The 19,113-nt window shown below is 70.5% G+C and carries 22 protein-coding genes and 1 pseudogene; 12 read left to right on the plus strand and 11 right to left on the minus strand.

The features are described from left to right. Window positions 1–60 precede the first annotated feature (60 nt). On the plus strand, window positions 61–1,410 hold the full coding sequence (locus ACWCRA_RS14680) for a hypothetical protein (protein WP_451067735.1): 1,350 nt from the start codon (window positions 61–63) through the stop codon (window positions 1,408–1,410). Here the strand turns inward: ACWCRA_RS14680 and ACWCRA_RS14685 are convergent. Together ACWCRA_RS14685 and ACWCRA_RS14690 are read right to left on the minus strand one after the other, a co-directional pair. Then, on the minus strand, window positions 1,350–1,685 hold the full coding sequence (locus ACWCRA_RS14685) for a hypothetical protein (RefSeq protein ID WP_451067736.1): 336 nt from the start codon (window positions 1,683–1,685) through the stop codon (window positions 1,350–1,352). The genes ACWCRA_RS14680 and ACWCRA_RS14685 overlap by 61 nt on opposite strands. Window positions 1,686–1,759: 74 nt before the next feature. After that, window positions 1,760–1,984, minus strand: a complete 225-nt coding sequence (locus ACWCRA_RS14690) for a hypothetical protein (protein ID WP_451067802.1) — start codon at window positions 1,982–1,984, stop codon at window positions 1,760–1,762. A gap of 726 nt (window positions 1,985–2,710) precedes the next feature. On the opposite strand from ACWCRA_RS14690, the gene ACWCRA_RS14695 reads away from it, so the two are divergent. The 4 genes from ACWCRA_RS14695 to ACWCRA_RS14710 all read left to right on the plus strand — a co-directional run bounded on the left by ACWCRA_RS14695 (window position 2,711) and on the right by ACWCRA_RS14710 (window position 5,768). Then, window positions 2,711–2,842: a hypothetical protein gene (locus ACWCRA_RS14695; protein WP_451067737.1), complete on the plus strand. Its 132-nt coding sequence runs from the start codon at window positions 2,711–2,713 to the stop codon at window positions 2,840–2,842. A 634-nt stretch (window positions 2,843–3,476) separates the two neighbouring features. Beyond that, window positions 3,477–3,668 carry a DUF4259 domain-containing protein gene (locus ACWCRA_RS14700; RefSeq protein ID WP_451067738.1) on the plus strand — a complete coding sequence of 64 codons (192 nt, stop codon included), beginning with the start codon at window positions 3,477–3,479 and terminating at the stop codon, window positions 3,666–3,668. Between the two features lie 486 nt (window positions 3,669–4,154). Beyond that, window positions 4,155–5,288, plus strand: coding sequence for an MAB_1171c family putative transporter (locus tag ACWCRA_RS14705; protein ID WP_451067739.1), 1,134 nt, complete (start codon window positions 4,155–4,157; stop codon window positions 5,286–5,288). A 6-nt stretch (window positions 5,289–5,294) separates the two neighbouring features. Next, window positions 5,295–5,768, plus strand: coding sequence for an NUDIX domain-containing protein (locus ACWCRA_RS14710; RefSeq protein WP_451067740.1), 474 nt, complete (start codon window positions 5,295–5,297; stop codon window positions 5,766–5,768). Window positions 5,769–5,806: 38 nt separating this feature from the next. Here the strand turns inward: ACWCRA_RS14710 and ACWCRA_RS14715 are convergent, their stop codons facing one another. Beyond that, window positions 5,807–6,232, minus strand: coding sequence for a hypothetical protein (locus ACWCRA_RS14715; RefSeq protein ID WP_451067741.1), 426 nt, complete (start codon window positions 6,230–6,232; stop codon window positions 5,807–5,809). An 870-nt stretch (window positions 6,233–7,102) separates the two neighbouring features. Here ACWCRA_RS14715 and ACWCRA_RS14720 point away from each other — a divergent pair. The 4 genes from ACWCRA_RS14720 to ACWCRA_RS14735 all read left to right on the plus strand — a co-directional run bounded on the left by ACWCRA_RS14720 (window position 7,103) and on the right by ACWCRA_RS14735 (window position 10,787). Further along, the gene (locus tag ACWCRA_RS14720) at window positions 7,103–7,273 is read left to right on the plus strand and encodes a hypothetical protein (RefSeq protein ID WP_451067742.1); all 171 of its coding nucleotides are present in this window, start codon (window positions 7,103–7,105) and stop codon (window positions 7,271–7,273) included. Between the two features lie 192 nt (window positions 7,274–7,465). Further along, window positions 7,466–7,678, plus strand: a complete 213-nt coding sequence (locus ACWCRA_RS14725; protein WP_451067743.1) for a hypothetical protein — start codon at window positions 7,466–7,468, stop codon at window positions 7,676–7,678. A gap of 463 nt (window positions 7,679–8,141) precedes the next feature. Then, complete coding sequence (locus tag ACWCRA_RS14730) at window positions 8,142–9,047, plus strand: hypothetical protein (RefSeq protein ID WP_451067744.1); 906 nt, start codon at window positions 8,142–8,144, stop codon at window positions 9,045–9,047. A 1,272-nt stretch (window positions 9,048–10,319) separates the two neighbouring features. Then, window positions 10,320–10,787: a peptidase inhibitor family I36 protein gene (locus ACWCRA_RS14735; RefSeq protein ID WP_451067745.1), complete on the plus strand. Its 468-nt coding sequence runs from the start codon at window positions 10,320–10,322 to the stop codon at window positions 10,785–10,787. Here the strand turns inward: ACWCRA_RS14735 and ACWCRA_RS14740 are convergent. The 7 genes and pseudogenes from ACWCRA_RS14740 to ACWCRA_RS14770 form a co-directional block, all read right to left on the minus strand. Continuing rightward, window positions 10,763–11,431 carry a DUF6192 family protein gene (locus ACWCRA_RS14740; RefSeq protein ID WP_451067746.1) on the minus strand — a complete coding sequence of 223 codons (669 nt, stop codon included), beginning with the start codon at window positions 11,429–11,431 and terminating at the stop codon, window positions 10,763–10,765. The genes ACWCRA_RS14735 and ACWCRA_RS14740 overlap by 25 nt on opposite strands. A gap of 42 nt (window positions 11,432–11,473) precedes the next feature. Beyond that, window positions 11,474–12,133, minus strand: a complete 660-nt coding sequence (locus ACWCRA_RS14745; RefSeq protein WP_351544040.1) for an NAD(P)H-binding protein — start codon at window positions 12,131–12,133, stop codon at window positions 11,474–11,476. Window positions 12,134–12,685: 552 nt separating this feature from the next. After that, a complete protein-coding gene (locus tag ACWCRA_RS14750) occupies window positions 12,686–13,720 on the minus strand; it encodes a Rieske 2Fe-2S domain-containing protein (RefSeq protein ID WP_451067747.1) in 1,035 nt (344 codons plus the stop codon). 217 nt (window positions 13,721–13,937) lie between these two features. Beyond that, entirely contained in the window at window positions 13,938–14,270 is a 333-nt protein-coding gene (locus ACWCRA_RS14755) for a DUF6283 family protein (RefSeq protein WP_451067748.1), read from the minus strand. Continuing rightward, window positions 14,263–14,361, minus strand: a pseudogene (locus ACWCRA_RS14760) (DUF6283 family protein); the annotation flags it as partial. The pseudogene ACWCRA_RS14760 and the gene ACWCRA_RS14755, both read right to left, overlap by 8 nt. Window positions 14,362–14,703: 342 nt before the next feature. Further along, a complete protein-coding gene (locus ACWCRA_RS14765; RefSeq protein ID WP_451067749.1) occupies window positions 14,704–14,940 on the minus strand; it encodes a hypothetical protein in 237 nt (78 codons plus the stop codon). 5 nt (window positions 14,941–14,945) lie between these two features. Next, complete coding sequence (locus ACWCRA_RS14770) at window positions 14,946–15,353, minus strand: ArsR/SmtB family transcription factor (protein WP_451067750.1); 408 nt, start codon at window positions 15,351–15,353, stop codon at window positions 14,946–14,948. 805 nt (window positions 15,354–16,158) lie between these two features. On the opposite strand from ACWCRA_RS14770, the gene ACWCRA_RS14775 reads away from it, so the two are divergent. Continuing rightward, window positions 16,159–16,494: a hypothetical protein gene (locus ACWCRA_RS14775; protein WP_451067751.1), complete on the plus strand. Its 336-nt coding sequence runs from the start codon at window positions 16,159–16,161 to the stop codon at window positions 16,492–16,494. Window positions 16,495–16,668: 174 nt separating this feature from the next. Then, entirely contained in the window at window positions 16,669–17,343 is a 675-nt protein-coding gene (locus ACWCRA_RS14780; protein WP_451067752.1) for a hypothetical protein, read from the plus strand. Here ACWCRA_RS14780 and ACWCRA_RS14785 read toward each other — a convergent pair. Then, the gene (locus tag ACWCRA_RS14785; RefSeq protein WP_351543923.1) at window positions 17,324–17,836 is read right to left on the minus strand and encodes a hypothetical protein; all 513 of its coding nucleotides are present in this window, start codon (window positions 17,834–17,836) and stop codon (window positions 17,324–17,326) included. The two genes, ACWCRA_RS14780 and ACWCRA_RS14785, sit on opposite strands and share 20 nt — an antisense overlap. 376 nt (window positions 17,837–18,212) lie before the next feature. On the opposite strand from ACWCRA_RS14785, the gene ACWCRA_RS14790 reads away from it, so the two are divergent. Beyond that, window positions 18,213–18,935: a hypothetical protein gene (locus ACWCRA_RS14790; protein ID WP_451067753.1), complete on the plus strand. Its 723-nt coding sequence runs from the start codon at window positions 18,213–18,215 to the stop codon at window positions 18,933–18,935. Window positions 18,936–19,113: the final 178 nt, after the last annotated feature.

Consider the following 19,113-nt stretch of genomic DNA (forward strand, 5'->3'; position numbering starts at 1 on the left):
GGACTTCCGCGACCGTTGCCGCCGCACCTGAGCACTCGGCACGCGGCCGGGACGTGCGGTGTGACCGGCGATTCGAGCATCGGCAACTTCGAAAGGCAATCACAGATGAGATTCTCCAGAACCGTGACAGCGATCGGGGCGACGCTGGCGCTCGCCCTCCCGCTGATTCCGGCGGGCGCGTACTCCGCCTCGGCGGGCGACAGGGGGCTCCCCGCCTCCGGGGCGTCCCCGGAGGCCGAGAAGAGGGCGGCCGCGAAAGCTCTGATGATGCGTCAGGCTCCGATCCTGGAGGCGGCGGACGAGATCACCGAACTGGTGGAGAAGGACCCTGCCGGCGGATACAACGACCTGACGATCTCCGTGGAGACGAACGGCTACACACTCCGCTGGAAGGGGAAGCCTCCCGAGGACGTCACCCGTGTGATCGCGTCGCATCGGAAGAAGGGGCTGAACGTCAAGGTCGCCGCCACCCGCTACACCGCCGAAGAGCTGAAGAAGGCGATGCGCGCGATCGCCAAGTCCGGGGTCCGCGTGAGCGGTGCGAGAATCGTGAGCGTGGGAGCCGGGAAGGACGGGGACTCCCTCACCGTCGGAATCGACGTACCCGACACAGCCCCCCGTGCCGGTGTGAAACCGCTCAAGGCCGCCGAAGTGATCCCCTCGTCCCTGACACGGGGGATACCGGTCACCCTGAAGGCCGACAGCGCCGCCTCTCCCATCGGCGATGAGCGCATCGGCCTCCCGACAAGCCCGCAATTCGGCGGACAGGCCATCAGAACGGTGTCCGGCTCCAGATGTACCTCCGGATTTACCGCCTCCCAGCGTGGTACAAAAGACGACTTCATCATCACGGCAGAGCACTGCACTACGAAAGTCGGCCAGAGTTGGCAAACCGCCAATGACAGCCATCTGGGAACCGTTTCCCACATAGATGTGCAGAACGATGCGGCGCTCATAAAGCTTGAACCGAGGAAAATGTCAGGGGGTTCCATCGTGGGTGGCCTGCCCGTCAAGAACTCGTTCCAACCTGTACACCACGTGTACTCCGTGAAAGACGTTCTCAAGGGCCAGTACGTCTGTGTCAGCGGATCATTGACCGGAGAACGATGCGGTGTGCCCGTTGACGACGGCTACTACTGGAGGTGGTTCAACGGTACGGAGAAGTATACCGCTGTCACCGGTTACTCCCCTTGGGAGTACATCGCCGGCAAGGGGGACAGCGGCGGCCCCGTCTACAGCTACCGTCTGTCCGGCGGGGTCGTGGCCCACGGCCTCATGTCCGCGACCCAGAACGGCAGGACGTGCCCCAACCCGTTCGGCGGGACCCGGACAGCGTGCTCGAACACTCTCTACTTCACCAGCCTCTCGGCGGGACTCGGCATGATGCCAACGGGAACGTACCTCAACTGACGCAAGAGGGGCGGCAGCGCGAGCGCCGTCGTGCCCCGGGGGAACTCCTCGCCGCCCAGTCCGCGGCGACACCGCGGGCGGCGAGGAGTTCCCCCGGAGGGGACCTGTCCGTCCTGGCCCAGGATCTTCCGGGCGGCCTGGTCCGCCTTCTCGCCCGCGATGCAGCGGCCGGTGACATCGACGACGATCCCGTACCCCTCGCCGGGTTCACGGATCTCCGCCGGAATCGGAACCGAGGCCACCATGAGGGACCAGGCGCCGTGGTCCAGCACCACGGTGACGTTCCCGTCCCAGGCCTGGAGCTTCCCGTGATCGGAGCCACTCCAGCCCCCCGCCGGCGCGGGTGGTGTCAGTCGGCGGTCCAGCGGTGCGCGCCGATGCCGCGCCACTCCACCCAGGCGGGATGGTCGAGGATCAGTTCCGGGTCGGTGATGCCCGCGGCTTCCAGAAAGACCTGGAGATCCGTATCGGAGAACGCGAGGCCCAGGATCTCGTCCCGACTGTTGCGGTGCACGCTGACCCGCCGGCCGCCGGACGGCGACGGCCGGTGCACGGTGATCGGCGCACTCTCCATACCCTCCAGCGTGCGCGCACCCCGCCCCGGGCGCAGCACGCGGCAGCGCGAGGCGGGCGGGTTCAGGGCCCTGTGCCGATGCCCCGGTATCCGGGCCCGAGGCCGCGCCGTCTCGGCCGGGGCGGGGTCCGGGGGTGGTCGGCTGTCCGGTACGCGGCCCGGGCACGGCTGGCCCCCGGCGGGGTCGGTGGGGAGATCCAGGTGCCGGCGCGCCGCGGTGGTGGCCGCCGTCACGGCGGCGAGGGCCTCGGCGGTCTCCGGGCTGATCTGCGAGAGGGCGGCGGTGCGGCACGTCCCGGTCGGGGAATCGAGGGTCCAGCGGAAGGACGGGCAGCGGTCGTGGACGATCGTGCGGCCGAGGGAACGCAGCACCCTGAGGCGGACCGGTTCCCGCGTGAGCACGAGGGCTCGGGTACGCAGAGGACCTGCGTGTACTACCTGGTGGACCGCCTCATCCGTGGTGAGGAGATTTCCACCGGGGCGAGCAGTCCGGCAGGCCGTTCGAGTGGTGGTGGCCGCAATCGGAGACAACCGGCGACGATGCGCGGGGGCCCTGCGCCTTGACGTCCTGCCCGGCCTCACTGCCGCAGGCGTCGCGACGGTCACGCGGACTGACGCGCATCCGCCCAGCGGTAGGCAGCTCGGCCACTGCCGCCGGCACGGCCATCACAGTGACGCGGCAGTGGCCATCCCCGCTCTGCCCGGCAAGGTGGGCGCGATGGCCGCATGCCCCTCTTCCACACGCTGCGCGACGATCCCCGGGCCATCGCCGGAATCATCGGGCTCACCGTGGTGGCGCTGCGTGAAGTGACCGCCCAGCAGGGACCGGCCGGCGCTCCGGCCCGGCAGTTGGAGTGACGGCCCCGCGCCGGCAAGCTCACGGGGCGGGCACCGGCGCCGACAGGGGGTCGCACCCGGGCCGGACTCCCGGCGGAGGTGGGAGGGCCGCATCCGCTCCGCGGCCTACTGCCGAGGACGTGGCCCACCAAAGCCTCGGCGCATTGCCGGACCGGCGGCCGCCGCGCTGCCCGCGTGCCGGGTTCAGCTCTGCGGGGCCGGCATCGGCATCGGAAACGACGGGGCTGTCGTACGGGCGGCACGGCGCATGGATCGCGGAGTGCTGTCGAGCGTTGAGCGGTGGGCCCCGGGGTGATCCCCGGGGCTCCCGGAGAGGTCCTGGCGACCGGATTCCTTGTGGCAGGAGAAGTACGCCGGCTTTCTCCGCGTCCGCTGACCGGAGAGATCCTCACCCACCGTCTGTTCCTGGCAGGGGCCCGGTCTCGCGGCCCGCACAGGCACCGCAACCGTCCGAAGGGTGCCCCGGGCCCGGTCCTGTTCAGGGCGGGCACAGAGATACAGTCAGCCGTAATGCCCAAGTGTCAGACGCTCGGTCGTGCCGGCTTCAGCAAGCGGGGCACCCTCGCCCCGTGACCGATGTCAGTGGCTCCTGGAACCATGTATTCGTCCGGGACAGCCGTATCAGGAGCCATGCGTGGGAACGTGGGGAACCGGCCCGTTCGACAGCGACCTCGTCGTGGACTTCGTCGATGAACTCGCGGGCCAGCAGGTCATGGACGTGCTGGGGCGGGCATTCCAGCGTGTCACCGACTCGGGAGAACGCGTCGACGGCCAGAACGCCGTGGCTTCGTTCACCTCAAGCAGCAGCGTTTGCCTTCTGGTTTGAGCAGCAGTTTGCGATCTTGAGCCTCGTGGATGTTCACGAGAAATTGACGTCACTGCCGGAGCGCGTGGTGGCCGGCAGAGTCACTCGACCGCGATCGGGGACTGCTCGATCCGCTGCCGTATCCTTCTGCCGTGGCGAACAGGCCGCGAAATTGGGCAGGGGGTTGGGGTGTCACGAGACCCGAGGGGCGATTTCCTTGATGGCCCGGCTTGGATGTGCTTGAGCATCCTGTTCTTCGGGTGGACGGCGGCCAGTAGCGGCACCGCGCCCTGGGTGAGGGTCGCCGCGACGCTGATGCTGGTGGCCTGGGTGGTGTTGCTGGCGAGGCGCCTTCTACGACGTGCCCGCGGCCGTAAGTCCTCTGACTCGGATGAATCGGCATCCTGAAGGGCACCGAGACCGGGGCCGTCTCTCAGTTCGGCTGCTCTCCGCTGTCCGGTGTGAGGATGGTGGCGAGGCGTTCGTGGAAGTCACGCACGGCAGGGGGTGGCCTCGTGGCTGTCGCGGACCGAGCCCGGCCGCGAGTTCATCAACTCCCTCGGCGTGCCCGACCTGGCCTACCTGGCCAAACACAGCCTGGCAATCCTCGGGATCTGCGTCCTCCTGAAGTACGTGACCGCCGTCCGTCAGGACGCCGACGCAGCCACCTCGGCGTCGCGGCACGCCCGAACCGCCACCCGGGTCCACCGGATCGCGACCCGCGCCTCGCTGGGCACCATCGCGATCATGGCCCTCGCATTCTTCACCGGGCTGAGCACCCCGCACCCGGATGCCACCGCCCATTTCATGGCCCGGCACGCCGGCGAGGTGGCGCTTGCCATCTACATGGGGCTCTTCTACGGCTACACCGCCTCGGCCGGTGCCGTGTGCGCGGTTCAGTGGGGTTCCACCCGGTGCCATGCCCCGATAAGGTCCTTGCGCGTCGGCCTGGGCATGATGTCCGTCGGGATGATCGTCCTGGTTCTCTACGCCCTGGCACGCGTCACCTATGTCGTGCTGATCACAGTCGATCCGGTGAGCGACGAGTTCGCCGAAGCACAGGAGGCGGTGACCGACTCGCTCCTGTACCTGGGCTTCCTCCTGTGGGTAGTGGGCTCCATCGCCCCGGCCGTCCACGCGGGGACCGCCCTTTACCGCACGTATCGCGGCCTGATCGACCTGCATCCGCTCTGGCGCGACCTGGCGCTGGTCACCCCGGACGTCGTCCGCCATCAGTCGAGCCGTCTCCTCGACGGCCACCGCTTCGGCCCCGCCCTCAGTCTGGTCCGTGATCCCGCCGGGCGGGCCGGCGAGTCGTGCACCACACAGCTCGGCCGGTACGTCACCGAGGTCAGGGACTCGATCCACGAGCTGCGCCGGCACGCTCCCGCCGACCTGGCGGATCGGGCACTGCGTTTCGCCCGGCGCGACGAAATCCACGCGGAGGCGTACTGGAACCGCGCGGCCCGGACCACTCTGGGCACAGAGCCGGGCTGCCCGGCCCCCCTCCCCTTCCACCCGGGCGGCGACCTGGCCGCCGAGATCCCCCATCTGCGGGCGGTCGCCTCCGCGTACACCCGCGCCAGCGACCAGGCTGCCCAGCAGCTCCTCGGCCGCCATCCCGCCACAGCCACTGCCTGAGCCCGATTGAGACCGGAGAGCATCATCGAGAACGAGACACACGCCCGCCCGCAGGTATCCGCCGGTGCCCTCATCGGGGACGGGAAGGGCGGTTTCCTGATCGTCAAGCCCGGCTACAAGGCGGGATGGAATCTGCCCGGCGGGCGGGTGAACAGCGGCGAGACACCGTCGGCGGGATGCCGGCGGGAGATCGCCGAGGAACTGGGCCTCGACCTCGCGGTGCAGCGGCTTCTGGTGAGCGCCTACATCGTGAAGCCCGAGGGCGGTTCCCACATCTATTACGTGTACGACGCGGGTGAGCTGACGGCCGGGCAGCAGGGCTCCGTACGGGTTCAGGAGGGGGAGATCGAGGCGTACCGGTTCGCCGCGCCGGAGGCCATCGAGCCGCACGAGATCCCGGCAACTGTCCGGCCGCTGTGGCAGGCCGCGCTCGCTGCGTTGGGGGACGGCACTCCCCGGCACATCGAACTGCAGCCCTGACGATGCGAGGGCCGTCGCACCGTGCGGCGGCCCTCGTCTCATCGGCCGCCGGGGGGATCGGGGTCGAGGATGCCGGCGAACGTGTCGGTGACGAAATCGAGCAGTTCGGCCGGGAGACCGTCCTCGCCGGCCCCTCGTGCCGCCATCACCGTGAGGCCCGCCTGGGCCGCCCTCACCGCGGCGACGACCTGGGCGACCTCAGCGCTGTCGCTCCGAAAGAACACCGGGGAGGCGTCGAGGGCCCGGGCGAGGGCGTCGAGCACGTCGTCGGACGCATCGGTCTGGGCGCCTGTGCGCAGGGCCCGGACGAGGTCGGCGTCAAGGACGCCGGGGCGTTCGCGGTTGCCCGCTTCCGCGAACCGGGCGTCGGTCGGACGGTCGCGGCCATAGGTCTCTTCCAGCAGCTTCTGGCCCTGCTCGACAAACTCGGCCTGGTTGAGCCGGGCGGCGGCGGTGGCGAGCATCGCACCGGCCCTCGGGTCACCCTCTCCAGCCCCGGCCAGAAGGCGCAGATCCACCACTGCCCGATGGACTCCGTCACCCCCCGGGTGAACGGCCTCGCGTCCGTGTCGGCGACGTCACGGTGCCCCAGGCGTTCCCGCTGCTGCGCCTGATGGGCGGGACCAGGCCCGGCTACTTCCGTCAGGACCGCTGGCAGCACATCCACGACCTCGCCGGCATGCTGCACACCCGGCTGCGAAGCGTCCCCGCCGGGAATCACCGTGACCGGCAACCTGGTGTGCGGCAACTCCCGGGACTACCGGAAACCCCGCATCAAGACGAGGACGCGCCGGAGGGCGAAGTGAACGCCCGGCACCTGCCCGCCCTCGTCCACACCTGCGTCGGCGACGGCCAGCGCCTGCTGGTGCCACCGGTTCTCGTCCAGGAGGCCGCGCGGGCGCCGCTACCGGGTTCTGGGCGCGGCTGCCGACAGCGACACGCGGCTCGCGCCGGACCGGCGGCCGGGCCGGCGGCATCTGGGGCCGCTGCTCGGCTGCGGCCGGCTCATCGTCCCTGCCGCCTCGGAGCTCGGCCCCAACGCGACACAGTACCGCGGGTGCTGCGGATGCTCGCGACCCGGTCGGTCGTGGTGGAAGAAGCCGGCCTGCCGGCGGAGGCCCGGCCCGCTTCCGCGGAGCCCCGGGCCGGGGAGGGTGGGCCGCTGTGTCACTCGTCCTCCCCGCCGATGCGGTTCATCTGCCCTCGGTGACCGGGGTGACCCACGGTTTCCTTCTCCGGGGCGCCCGGAGCCGGGCGCAGGGGCTGGTGAAGGCCGTGACGGCGTCGGTCGCCCAAGCCATCGACCACCGGCAGTCCCCAACGGGCCGGTCACCGTGGGCCTCACGGCCCGGCCGGGGCTGATCCACGCGGATGTCACCAGCTGCTTCTCCCGCCCTCTGGCCGTGCCCGCCGTCACCAGACCCGCGCAGGCCCTGCGATGGCACTACGAACTCGGTCCCGGCCGCACCCGCACCACTCGGATGCGGTTCGTCCAGCGCCGCTGACCCGCCCCGCCCGCCCGGCGGGCGCCCCTGTTCCGTTCCAGCTACCCGCGAGGAATCCCTTTCCAGGTCACGCACCACGGACCACGCCCTGACCGGCGACCTCCAAACCTCCGCCCTGGTGGACCGGAACGGCACCGGCGACTGGCTGTGCCTGCCCCGCTCCGGCTCGCCCTCCATCCTCACCGGGCCGCTGTGCGCCGACGACCACGGAGCCTGGCGCCCGGCCCCGGCCGGGGCGTCGGGCCCGGCCACCCGGTGGCGCTACCGCCGGGACACCTCCTGTGCTCGTTCCGGCTCGTCGAGGTCCTCGTGTTCATCGGTCGCCGCGACGAGGCCGAGACGCTGTTCGGCCGACTCCTCGCGCTGAGCAGCGCCCTCGGTCTCCAGGAATGGGACCCCGTCTGAAGTACCGGGTCGGGAACTTTCCGCTAGCGTTCGCCCACGCCGGGCTGGTCGTGGGTGCACACGCCCCGGGGCGGTCCGGACCGGAGACGCCGTGACGGGCTGTGGGATCTCCTTCCTCGTGTCGGATTCCGCGCGGATGTGTCGTAGCCGTGCCAGAGAGGAACACATGAGCGGGATTCGTTCCTCTGAACCGGGTAGGTCCCCTCTTGGTGAACCGTTCCAGGCGTCATCAGGCAGGTGACCCGGGGCAGCCCATGGCTCAACACCTTCTGCCGGCAACTCAAGCGTCCGGAAGCGGCCGGCTGGACCACGGGCCGCCTCGAATCCCGACCCGAACGGCCTGGTGCGGCACGCCAACGCATTTACCACGTACCGACGGCCACAGTCCGCCAGGTCGCCCCGTCTCAGTCCGGTGTGCCCAGTGGTCTCAACCCGCGGAACAGGCAGAAGAAGGAGCTCCAAGTTGTCCGCTGAAGAACAGGATCAGATCCGGGAACACCCGCTCGGCTCCTCCGCCGCGATGGGCAACTTCCGCACAGGAACGACCTCGGTGCGCGACCTCCCCGGTGATGTGAAGCCTCTGCTTGCACGCTTCACGTCCGATGTCGGAGGCGTAGTGCCTCTGGCCGCTCTCTGGGCGCATGGATCGCTGGCTCTGGGGGACTACCAGCACGGGCGGAGTGATCTGGATCTGGTGGCGCTGGTCGGTACGGAACTCCATGACGTGCAGCAAGAGGAACTGCGAGTTGTGCATGGGCGTTTGATCGCCGACGTCCCTCTTGCCCGGGCCCTGCACTGCACCTATGTGCCCCGGGGGCGCGAGTCCGATACGGCGCAGGAACATCCGGCCTGGGCTCAGGGCGAGTGGTTCGAGCGTCCCGTCTCCCCTGTGAGCCGGCGCGAACTGGCCCTGGGGGCGGTTGTCCTGAGCGGACCGCCACCGGCCGGCCTGCTGCCCAGGGTTAGCGATCAAGAGCTCGCCGAGTTCATCCGGGCCGAGCTGGAGGACTACTGGCTGCCTGTGACAGGCAGCGCCAAGGCCGGACTGTGGCTCCAGGACATCTGGGTGGACCTGGGGATGCTGACCTTCGCGAGAGCATCGGTGACCCTGCGCAATGGCCAGTTGATCACCAAAGGACAAGCCCTCGAAGAACTGCGCTCCATGGGAGCACCGGCAGGAGTCGTGGATGACATCCGCCAACGCAGATACGGGAAGGACCGTCAGAAGGACCCGTCTGCCTCTGCCGACTGGCGGGCCCAACGCGCCGAGCAGGCACGAGAGTTCGTCCGTGCAGGGATCACCAGTCTGCTGGCACAACACGAGAATCCGCCGCACGGGCCGTCCTCGGACCCAGGTCGTGCGCGTTGATCCCTCTCGGGCCATCCACTCGAGTCTTCAGCGCGCCGGGGCCTGTCCCAGCTCCGGCCAGCCGGACGGCGCCGGTGCGGGTGACGGCGGGCGCGGCGGCGATGGCGGCGATGGTGGCCAGGACGATGCCCTGGGCGATCCCGGCGGCGTCCCCGGTGACGTAGCGGGGCAGGGAGTTTCTTTCGGATCGGGCCGGACCGGTGAGCGGGGTCCGGTGCCGTGGATCGCAAGGCGGAGGAGGGAGCCCACCCGGAGCATCGGCGACCGACGACAACGCGGCGAGGCGCGGCACCAGGGCTCGCGAGCCCGGCACGATCCGAAAGAGACGACCCAGGCCGCCGGGGATGCGGAAGCCGGCGCGTCGAGCGGCGGGGTGGCCCGCAGGGACTCCAGCTCGGGCCGGACGACGAGGATGCAATCCCGAAAAGCCGCCTCAGGCGGCTTGCCGGGAAGCGCTCGACTGGCCATGCCCTGAGGGGCGGTTCGCCCTCCTCCACGGCATGTGTCCGCCGGGGCGATGGCCGCCACGGGGAGGGCCGCGCCCCGCATGCCCAGCGCCTCCAGGCGGTCGCGCTGTTCGGGCAGGAGCCGCGCCCAGGTGCCCGGTTCCTGCAGCCGCCACCTCCAGGTGTCGATGTCGTCGCCGTCGAGCATGACGCTGGGGGCGATGTGGGAGAGGTGACCGTCGGCGTCGACCAGGTCGGCGAGCACCTGGTAGTGCCGTTGCCGGCTCGCACAGCACGGGCAGTTCCAGTCCCGTGCTGTGCGAGCCGGCCGCCCTGGGCGACGCCTCGCCGGCGCCGCGCGCCCTGCGCTGCCACCAGTCGCTGAGCACCTGGCCATCCGCGACGGGCATCAGTGGCGCGCGTGCCCGGGGTGGTGTGCCGGGCGCGGAAATCGATGAAGGGATGGCGTGTGCGCCGTCGATGTGGAAGTACCCATTCGGTTGACCGATCGGGCGCCGCGCGTCAGGGAACCAGCGGATGCCGGAGATCAATCAGCCCTCGCACAGGGGTGATTCCCAGATGTGAGGCATTGACATCCGTCGCGGGCAGCCCTTGATCCGAAGGTTGTTTTCCCCGGCCGGAAGGGGTTTCCGTATGTCCGCCATAGTCATACAAGCGCATTTTATCGCTCGGACGAGTGATGCGTCCGATCGAGGGCTATCGGCGCGGCGCGGGGGCTGGTGTGCTCTGGGCGGCCCTTCATCAGTCGGGCCGTTCGCCCTGGCACGGACATGTCCTCCGTGCGGGGAATGTGAAGGAGTACGCCATGATCCGTACGTCGAGGACGAGGGCCGTAACGGCCATCGCGAGCGCCGTCGGCGCCGTCGTTCTGGCTCTCGGTGCGACCGCCGCCCCGGCCCAGTCCGCCCCGGCCGGGAGCGACGCTCCGGTCAAGGCCGCCGTGTCCGTCCTGCCCGCCGGTGCCATCGCCCTGCCGAGCGGCGCGCGGGGGCCGGAGCAGTGTCCTGACGGCGCGATGTGCTTCTGGGAGGGCGCGAACTTCTCCGGGAACGGCTGGGCCCTGGCCAAGCCGTCCAACGGTCTGCAGTGCCAGGGCGCGGTGCCGCAGGGGGCTTCCGCGCCGCGCAGCGCCTACAACCGGACCAACGGGAACATGGCCCTGTACCGGGGCGGTTCCTGCATCGGCGTGTGGCAGATCGGGGTCCTCAGCCCCGGCTACGCGTACGGCGATGTCAACCCGAACCGCATCTACGCCTGGAACTGGACCCTGTGACCGTCCGGGCGCCCCTCTGACGGACGCGTCCGGGCCCGCTCCGTGAGGCCCCGGACACCATCCCCGCCGCAGCTGCCCCCGGTACGGGTCCGGTGAAGCGGTCCAATGAGCCCGCGACCCCTTCCCGTGGGCCCCGCGTCCCGCCCCACCGACCGGCCGTGCGACCGCTCTCCACCGAGGGGCACGGCCCGGCGAAGCCTCCGCTGTCCGGCCCGGTACGCCTGCGTATCCGGCCGGCACCGGAGGCTTCGCCAGTTCCGCAGGAACCCGTCCTTGAACCTGACGGGGTCGCGCTCCAGTGCTGGTTCTCGCACCAGCCGTGCCGCTGAGGTGCCGCTCCGGCGACCGATGAGGCGGTCGTTCTGTGCACGGTTGAACAGATGCCTGGCCGTGTCATCGGCCGCGGCTCGTTCGGCTACCGCCGGGCGGCGCAGCAGGTCGGCGGCCACCCGGACCGCGACCTGCTCATCGGCCGCCAGGTCGTGGATGGCCTCGGCTTTCTCCTGCGCCGACTGCGCGGCACCCACTCGCCATAGTGACGGGCCAAGCCGGCCCCTGCATCGTGTATGACGGATGTTCAGAAGCTCTCGTGGGGCCTGAGTTGCGTGATGTGGTGAGTGTCGGGGTTGCCGGCCCGGGTGCATCCGGCGGGCCCGCGCATTCCGTGGCGCCGGCTCAGCGTCGGTTCAGCGCTGGAGTGCGGCGGCCGTGACCGCTTCGGCGACAGGGGTGGTGCCGGAGACCAGTTCCAGGGTCAGCCCGGCCGTGGCGGGGGTGTCGAGCAGCGCGGCGAGGACGGCGGCGGCATCGGCGCGGTCGATCTCGCCGGGGCCGGTGGTGGTGGCGAGGCGGACGAGTCCGGCGCCGGGGCCGTCCCGGAACCAGGCGGGCCGTAGGACGGTGCAGTCCAGGGCGGGCCGGGCCAGTAGCTCCTCGTCGACCTCGCCCTTGGCCCGCAGGTACGTCTCGACCAGCGGGTTCCTGGGGTAGTGGGCGGCGGGGCCGGGGGCCATGGAGGAGAGCATGACGCAGCGCCGGACACCCGTGAGCCGCGCCGCGTCCGCGAGCGTCAGGGCCGCCACGCCGTCGACGGGGTTCGCCCGGCCCGGGGCGTCGCCGAGACCGACGCCTGCGGCGAAGACCACTGCGTCCGCGCCGTCGAGTCGTTCCGCCAGCCGCTCCGCCGGGGTGTCGGACAGATCCAGGAGCACGGCCCCGGCGCCGGCCGCGTGGACCGTGTTCGCCTGCTCCGGGTGGCGGATGATCCCGGAGACCTGGTGTTCCCGGCCCACGAGCAGCCGGGAAAGGATGAGGCCGACCCGGCTATGGGCACCTGCGATGACGATATGCGCGTTGCCACGCTATTCGTCCGCGGTCTTTTCCGTAGACGGATCCGGAGTGAGTCCCACCAAAGCTCTACGTCGTGCCATCTCGTGAGCTGAGAGGCTCGTTCGGCTGGTGGGAGGTTGAAGCTGCGCGGTGGTGTGGAGTGTCGCGTTCGCCGGGTTTCTTGATGAGGGAGCCGCAGATGATGCGTTTGATGGCGCGCGGGGGCGTCCGGTTCGCCGGGGTGGATTGAGGTTGGCGAGGAGTTCGTCGAGCATCAGTCGGAGTGGGCGGCGGTGGCGAGGGGAAGAGTCCGCCGGCGGCGTCAGGGCGATGCGACGGGCGACGCGCAGGCAGGTGGTGCAGGACAGGCGGCCGGGGGCGAGCACGTCGGCGTTGGCGCGGGTGGCTTCGAGCATGTGCACGCGCGGTGCTGAGTGCACGAACAGGTGGCCCCAGATCCATCGCCGTGCGTGTCTCCTCACAAGCCCCGACCTGTCCTGGCTGCTCAACGGAACGGTCAGCCAGGCTTCTCGGGCTGTGGTTCAGGGCCCGGGGGGTGCTGTGGTCGCCTACTTCGGGTGGGGGTAGAAGCGGCGTGCCCAGTGTCTGAAAGGGCCGATCGGTCCGTCGCCCTGGGCGAGGCGGGGTGGCTGCCGGTACTGCTTGTGGTGCCAGATGGGGAAGTCCGCGGCGGTGAATTCGCAGCTGGCACGGAAGACCGTACGGTTCAGCAGCCGTGCGGCAGTCCGGCTCACCGCCCGGGAGAGCGGGCCCGGCAGCCGTCCCGGTTGGCTGAACGCGAGCCGGTTCAGCTGCCGGAACTGCATCCGGTTGGGGCCGATCGCGGTCGGCATCACCGTCGTGCACACCCGTAGACCCACCTGCGGTGTGTACACATCGGCGTGCAGACACCCCAGCCCGTATCCGTCCACCTCCACCTCGACCGTGAAGTCTCCCAGCAGCGGCGCCGACTCATGTGCCCGTAGCGACACATGGAAGCCGGCTCCGTCATAGGCGACGGGCCCGCCGACGTCTGCCTTCTTCCAGCCGTGGAGCGTGGCGAAGTGCCCGACGTCCACCGAGTTCTCGATCACCTCCTGCACATGCCCCGCCAGTTCCCACACAGCGCTGCGGGCGGGCAGGTGGCCGATCACATGCCAGTCGGGGATCGACCAGTCCGGGGCACGTCCGTCGTGGTGCCGCCACACGAAGACGGCCCCGTTGGCTTCGCGCACCGGCAGCGTGTCCAGCTCCGACCTGGGCGGTGGGGTGCCGTAGCCCGTCCGCACGCACGCTCCGTCGGGGCCGAACGCGAAGAGATGGAACGGACACACCAGATCGTCCCCCTCCATCCGCCCCAGACCGAGATGCGCACCCAGGTGCGGACAGTAGGGACGCACGGCCCGAACCGTCCCCGTCCGCAACCGGTACAGCACCACGTCCTCACCCGCGAGCGGCCGGGTCAGGACAACGCCCGCCCGCACCTCGGTGGAGAACGCCAGCGCGGACCAGCCGCTCGGATACGGCAGAACAGGCACCCTCGCCCTGTCCGCCGGAGTCGGCCCCTCACTGATCCCGTGCCCGTACTCACGTGAAAATCCCACCATTTCACCTCACGGATTCGGCTCCGTGAAGCCTGCCCGCCCAGAACCGGTATCGTCCCGGCACAGCGCAAATCACCCGAACGAGTAGCTGCGGCCGATCTGTCCGGCTCTCGCAGGCGTGACACCGCGGCCCGGTCCGCGTATCCAGGGCCATGCCGTGGCCATGTGGGGCCTCCGCCGGGCCGGATGGACTCCGCTGGAACCGTGGCGAGCAGCATCAGCGTTCTGCCGGGAGTGTCCGACGCGGAAGGGCTCGGTCACCGGGGACGTTTCTCCTGCGGGGTCGGGGCTGGGGCGGGGCCTGACGGTCGGCCATCTGGTCGAAGCCGTCGAACAGAGGCGGCCAGCCGTCACCGGGCTTCAGTACGTGGCCGGGCGGAAGGCCGCGCGCCGGGGCGTGACGCACGGTCAGATGCTGGTTCCCGGCGACGGCGAGCCAGCCCGCGCACGCGACATCGTTCTCCTCGATCATGTGGCAGGCGAACAGCCCCTGCGCGAGGCAAGCGGCAGAGCTCTCGACGATCTCCGGCTGCCGCGGGGTGTGTCGCAAAGGAGTCGTAGCGCTCTCTGGTGAACTTCCCGGGCCCCACGTCTCGGCGCCAGGGGCAGTCGCCGCATGGTCTCTTCGCGCGCCGGATCATCCCTCCTCGTCCGCTTCGCCCCCTGTCCGGGGGCGGTTGTCCTGCGCAGTCGGCGGGCAGGGGGCTTCTTGGGGTCTGGTGCCTCCCCGAGGTGCCCGCTGATCGCCTCACGCGGCCGGTCCGGGGACGGCGGAATCCGGGTGACGGCCGGGTTGTAGACACAGGCGGTGCACGGGCTGCGGTCCACGGGACGCAGCACTCAGCTCGCGGACTGCGCTCTGGGGCCACAGCGGGACCCGGGCTCGACGACGAGGACGGTCCGGAGGAACTGACCAGCGGCGGGCCCCGCTGAGGTCGGCACCCCGTAGCCGCCAGCGTCTGCCAGGGTACGGCGCGGATGACTCAGTCCACATCCTTGAGAATGCGTTCGATCCTGGCCATCCGGGCATCCATGCTGGCCAGGTCGTGCTGAGTGGCTTCCTGGGCTGCGACCGCCCGCTCCGCGATCGTGCGGTAGCTGGTGTCCCTGACCAGCTCTGCCTTCGAGCGCTGCTTGACCGCCATCAGCCAGATCGCGGCCACCAGCACGGCGCCGACCACGAGGAAGAGAGCCAACTCTTCGATGAGCCAATCGGACATGTGCTTCAGTTCTCCTTCTCCGCGGTTTCGCCGCGGTCGGCATTGCCGGTCAGCGACTCGGACGCGGTGGCGAGTGTCCGCGGCGTGAGGCACAGCGCGAACGGCACCACTTCGTAGAACTTCATCGCCTTACCGTCATCCGACACTTCGACGCGGTCCGAGACCAGGCCGGCCGTCTGCAGCCGTTTGAGGTGCACCTGGAGCAGCGCCCTGCTGATCCCCAGGTCCCGAGCCAGTTGGCTCACGTAGGTGGGGCCTGTTGCCAGGGCGGCGAGTACACGCATCCGGTGCGGACTGGCGAGGGCCGCCAGGACTTTCACCAGGCTGTCACCCGTCAGATCAGATGTTTCCATGGACCCCCTCAGCACATGCAATGAAGCATTGGCACGTGCCTCATGCCTGTCAACTCGCATGTCACTCAACGTACTTGGCGCGGGTGAGCGCGACAGTATGCCGCTGAGCCCTCACCGACCCCGGATGCGTTCTCAGCATCCGTTCTGACCCGCAAGCCAGACGGACTCCCTTCCGGGACGTGCGTGGCGCGGAGATCCCGGCCCGTGAGGCCGTGCGGCGCGAGGCCCGCGGTACATCCCGCAGGCGCAGGGTGTGGAGGCGGGACGGCCTGTTGGTGGGCTCATGCGTGTGGGTGAGCGAGGCGCCGCGACACAGGGCCTCCGCCCAGGGCAGAAGTCCCCGGGTTGCCGCTTCCGCCCACAGCTCTCGCCCTGGAGCGGCATGCCGGCGGGGAGCACCGCCCCGCGACCGGGGAGTCTTTGATGAGTACCGTGCCGGCCACCGACCATCCGGCCTGGACCGAGGATGCCGACGGGACCTGGGCGCGTGCCCTGCGGTCGGGAGGCGGGACGTGGATGGCCGTCTCCGGGCCGGCCGGGCCGTCGCTCAGGTGCGTGTCGGGTGGCGAGGATGTCAAGCCGCAAGCTGTCAGCGCGGACCCGGCAGTCCTCCCGGCGGGTGTCCCGGCCGCGCTCCGCACCGGGCTCATCGGTCTGGGGCCGGTCGTGCGGCTGTCCGCGCCGTCGTTGTGGGACGCGGTCACCACAGCGGTGCCGCGGCAGATCGTGCGTGCCGGCCAAGCGCGCGCTCTACCGGCGCTGGTGCGAGAGCTATGGTGCCCCGGTGTCCGCGGGCGGTCGGACCCGGCATCCCGCACCGGGTCCGGAGCGGGTCCCGGGTCTGACCGATGAGGAGTTCGCGACGGTGGGAGCCAGGCTCCACCGGCCCATGCTGCGGGCCGCCGCGGAAGCGATCCCGCACCACGGACAGGAGTGGGAGCGGCTCGCGCCCGCCGGGCTCGTCGCGGAGGCGCTGGGCACGATCCCGGGGGTGGGGCCCTGGACGGCCCAGACCGCCGCGGCCGACTTCACCGGTGACTCCGCCGTCTACCCGCATGCAGACCTCGCTGTGCGGACCTGGGCGGCGCGCATCGCGCCGTCCTGCGACTGGCCTCTCGGCGACAGGACCGGCAGGTCCTTCGAGAAGGAGTGGCGCCGCATCGCGGGCCTGAGGCCGGCGCTCTGCACGCTCTCACCCTGACGACACTCACCTGGGGGTCCCAGGCCCGTACCTCAGAACACGCCGGCCGGTGACCACGACCTGATCGCCGGAGCCGAACCGGACCGGCTGCTCGACTGCCTGCTCGTCAACGCGCCCCTGCGGGACTACGACCGGCGGGCCCGCGTCAACGACTACACGCTGCCGGTCCTCGGCATGGGCTACATCGCCACCTTCGCCCGGCAGGCCGGGCACAACGTCGGCGTCCTGGACGCCGAAGCACACGGCTTCGGCATCCGGCGCACCGCGGAGCTCGTCAACCCGCTCCGTCCGCGCTGGGTCGGGTTCAACCCGCTCGGCCCCGACCCACTGTCCGACCGCAAGGATCGCGGCCGGGCTCGACCCCGGCATCCGGGTCATGGCAGGCGGACACCACTCGGCTTCCAGCACGGGGACAGCGTCACCCGGACCGTCACCGCCCAACTCCGCACCCACCTCGGGCAGCACCGCAAGGGCAAGGAGATATCCCTGCTCGACGTCCGGCCCGGGGACATCGCCTTCGCCTGGTGCACCACCCACCGGCGCTGGAACCACGCGGGGATCGTCTCCAAGATCGACGGCTGGACCATCCACATCGCCCAGCACGGCGGACGCAACCGCACCACCGTCCAGAGCTGGACCCGGGACCCGGACAGCGGGTTCGGGGCCGCGGCCCGTCCGCGCGGCCTCCGCCACCAGGCGCGGGCTCGCAGATCCCGTCGCGGCCACCCGGGCATCGCTCGAACGGGCCGTGGGCCACAACGACACCGCCACCCGGCAATGACGGGCGGACAGTACGGCGGACCCGGCCACCCCTGCCCCCACCGATCGCTCAGGCCGCCTCATGAATGACGAGCTTGAACTCCGCGAGAATCAGATTCCGCGGGCTGGCGTCGTTATGCATCACCCGCAGGGCGATCGGCACGCCGGGGGTGACGAACATGCCGTGGCCCTTGGTGAAGTACTGGCCGCCGGGCGTCGGCGCGCGATGATCGGTCGCCGTGGTGTCGGGGGCGGTGAGCGGGCTGCGGACGAATTGGTCCCGCAGCTCGGTGTAGCCGCCCGCAGGGCTCGCGGCCTCCCACTGGATCATCGCGTAGAGCTGGCCCCACCCGGATCGTGACGGCCAGATGAGGCCGCTGCGGTCGTCCCCCGCCCAATTGCCCACGCTCTGGCCGTCCGGCTGCAGTTCCTCGTGCATCTGGAACCGGTCCGAGGACTCGTCCGCGCCAAAGGGGAAACGGACGATCCTGTACGTGGTCCCCGCCGCGATCTCCTGATGCGCGGTCACCTTGAGAGAGCACACCTGCACACCCGGTGTGGCGAAAGGCTCGTATGTCGTCAAGGAATCTCCAAGTGAAGAGAAATGCGCACAGCCGGTCCACAACGAGCAGAGGGACCAGTCATTTTGGCCTTTGAGGCTACCAGCAGACAAAGCGGAAAAGGATCTTCGGACGCAGTCGCTTCGACCCCGCGCCCGCAAGGCCACCGACCGATGACCGCGCGGATCGCGGCCGAACTTGACTCCGCCATCCAGCAAATGGTTTCCGTGACACCGGCAGGGGTGGTTGCCGTATCGTCGGGGCATGCGAATAGGGCGGCTCTTATCGACGGCGGCGGTTCTGGGCGGTCTGCTGGTGAGCGGGTGCACCTCCTCGGACGGGGCACCGACCCCGGCTGCCTCCGAGGACGAGTTCGAACCCTCCTACATGCAGCGAATCATGGACTCCCAACTGGACCGGAGAGTCTCCGCACTGAGGGACGGCGTGGTCCACCGCCCCAGGCCGGACCGGCCCCTGGGGATCGCGCCCTGCCGACTGGTGGAGCGGGACCGCGACGCGCGCGTCACCGACAAGGGAGCGGCCACACGCAAACCGGTGTCCGTACCCGCCCTGTACGAACTGCGGTCGCAGCGGCTCGACCCCGGATTCACCGTCAGCATCTACCTCCTGCCCCGCCGGGCCGACAAGGCCGAACTGCTCGCCGAGGTGCTGACCGCGGCCCGCGACTGCGGCCCCCGCAGCGTCCACCCCCCGGCATCCACCCCCTCCCGCTCCCAGGCTCCGGTCACCACCGCCGCGCGCACCACCACGGGCAGGCACGGCCCGGGGGTGGCCGTCATCAGTGACGCCCGGTACCGGGCTGCGCCGCCGTCACCCGGGCCCGACTGGAGCACCGGGCCGGACGGCAGGATCGCCCCCGGCTACAGTCCGCCCAACACGCCGAGCAACCCCCTCGCACCGGCCGACGTGTCCCTGGAGTACGGCCAGGCTCTGGTCTACGGCACGAACGGCCGCTTCCTCGTCGAGGTGCTCAAAGTCGCCGGGAGCAGTCCCTCGGACCCGGCCCCGGCACCCGGCGAGCAGCCGAGCGCCCCGGCGTACACCGGGGCTCAGGAAATCCTCGACACCCTGCTGACCGGCTTCCAGGGTGTTCCCGAGTAGACACCGGGCCCCGACCGGAGCGACCGATGGCAGGGCAGGGACCTCGTGCCGGTGCCGGGGTCGGACAGGTGCAGCACGCGCACCACGCCGACCATCCGGGCGAGCGCGGCGTCCTCGGCAGCCGGGAGGGCGGGGGCTCGGCGAGCAGCGGCACCGCGACTGCGGGCAGCGCCCGGTC

The organism is Streptomyces sp. NPDC001889 (assembly GCF_053594535.1).

Excerpts from the sequence above, each read along its gene's own strand:
- ACWCRA_RS14690 (WP_451067802.1), bottom strand. The coding sequence starts at position 1,984 with ATGGAGAGTGCGCCGATCACCGTGCACCGGCCGTCGCCGTCCGGCGGC.
- ACWCRA_RS14695 (WP_451067737.1), top strand. The coding sequence starts at position 2,711 with ATGCCCCTCTTCCACACGCTGCGCGACGATCCCCGGGCCATCGCCGGA.
- ACWCRA_RS14715 (WP_451067741.1), bottom strand. The coding sequence starts at position 6,232 with ATGCTCGCCACCGCCGCCGCCCGGCTCAACCAGGCCGAGTTTGTCGAG.
- ACWCRA_RS14735 (WP_451067745.1), top strand. The coding sequence starts at position 10,320 with ATGATCCGTACGTCGAGGACGAGGGCCGTAACGGCCATCGCGAGCGCC.
- ACWCRA_RS14740 (WP_451067746.1), bottom strand. The coding sequence starts at position 11,431 with ATGCACCCGGGCCGGCAACCCCGACACTCACCACATCACGCAACTCAG.
- ACWCRA_RS14765 (WP_451067749.1), bottom strand. The coding sequence starts at position 14,940 with ATGTCCGATTGGCTCATCGAAGAGTTGGCTCTCTTCCTCGTGGTCGGC.
- ACWCRA_RS14770 (WP_451067750.1), bottom strand. The coding sequence starts at position 15,353 with ATGCGAGTTGACAGGCATGAGGCACGTGCCAATGCTTCATTGCATGTG.
- ACWCRA_RS14780 (WP_451067752.1), top strand. The coding sequence starts at position 16,669 with ATGGGCTACATCGCCACCTTCGCCCGGCAGGCCGGGCACAACGTCGGC.
- ACWCRA_RS14790 (WP_451067753.1), top strand. The coding sequence starts at position 18,213 with ATGGACTCCCAACTGGACCGGAGAGTCTCCGCACTGAGGGACGGCGTG.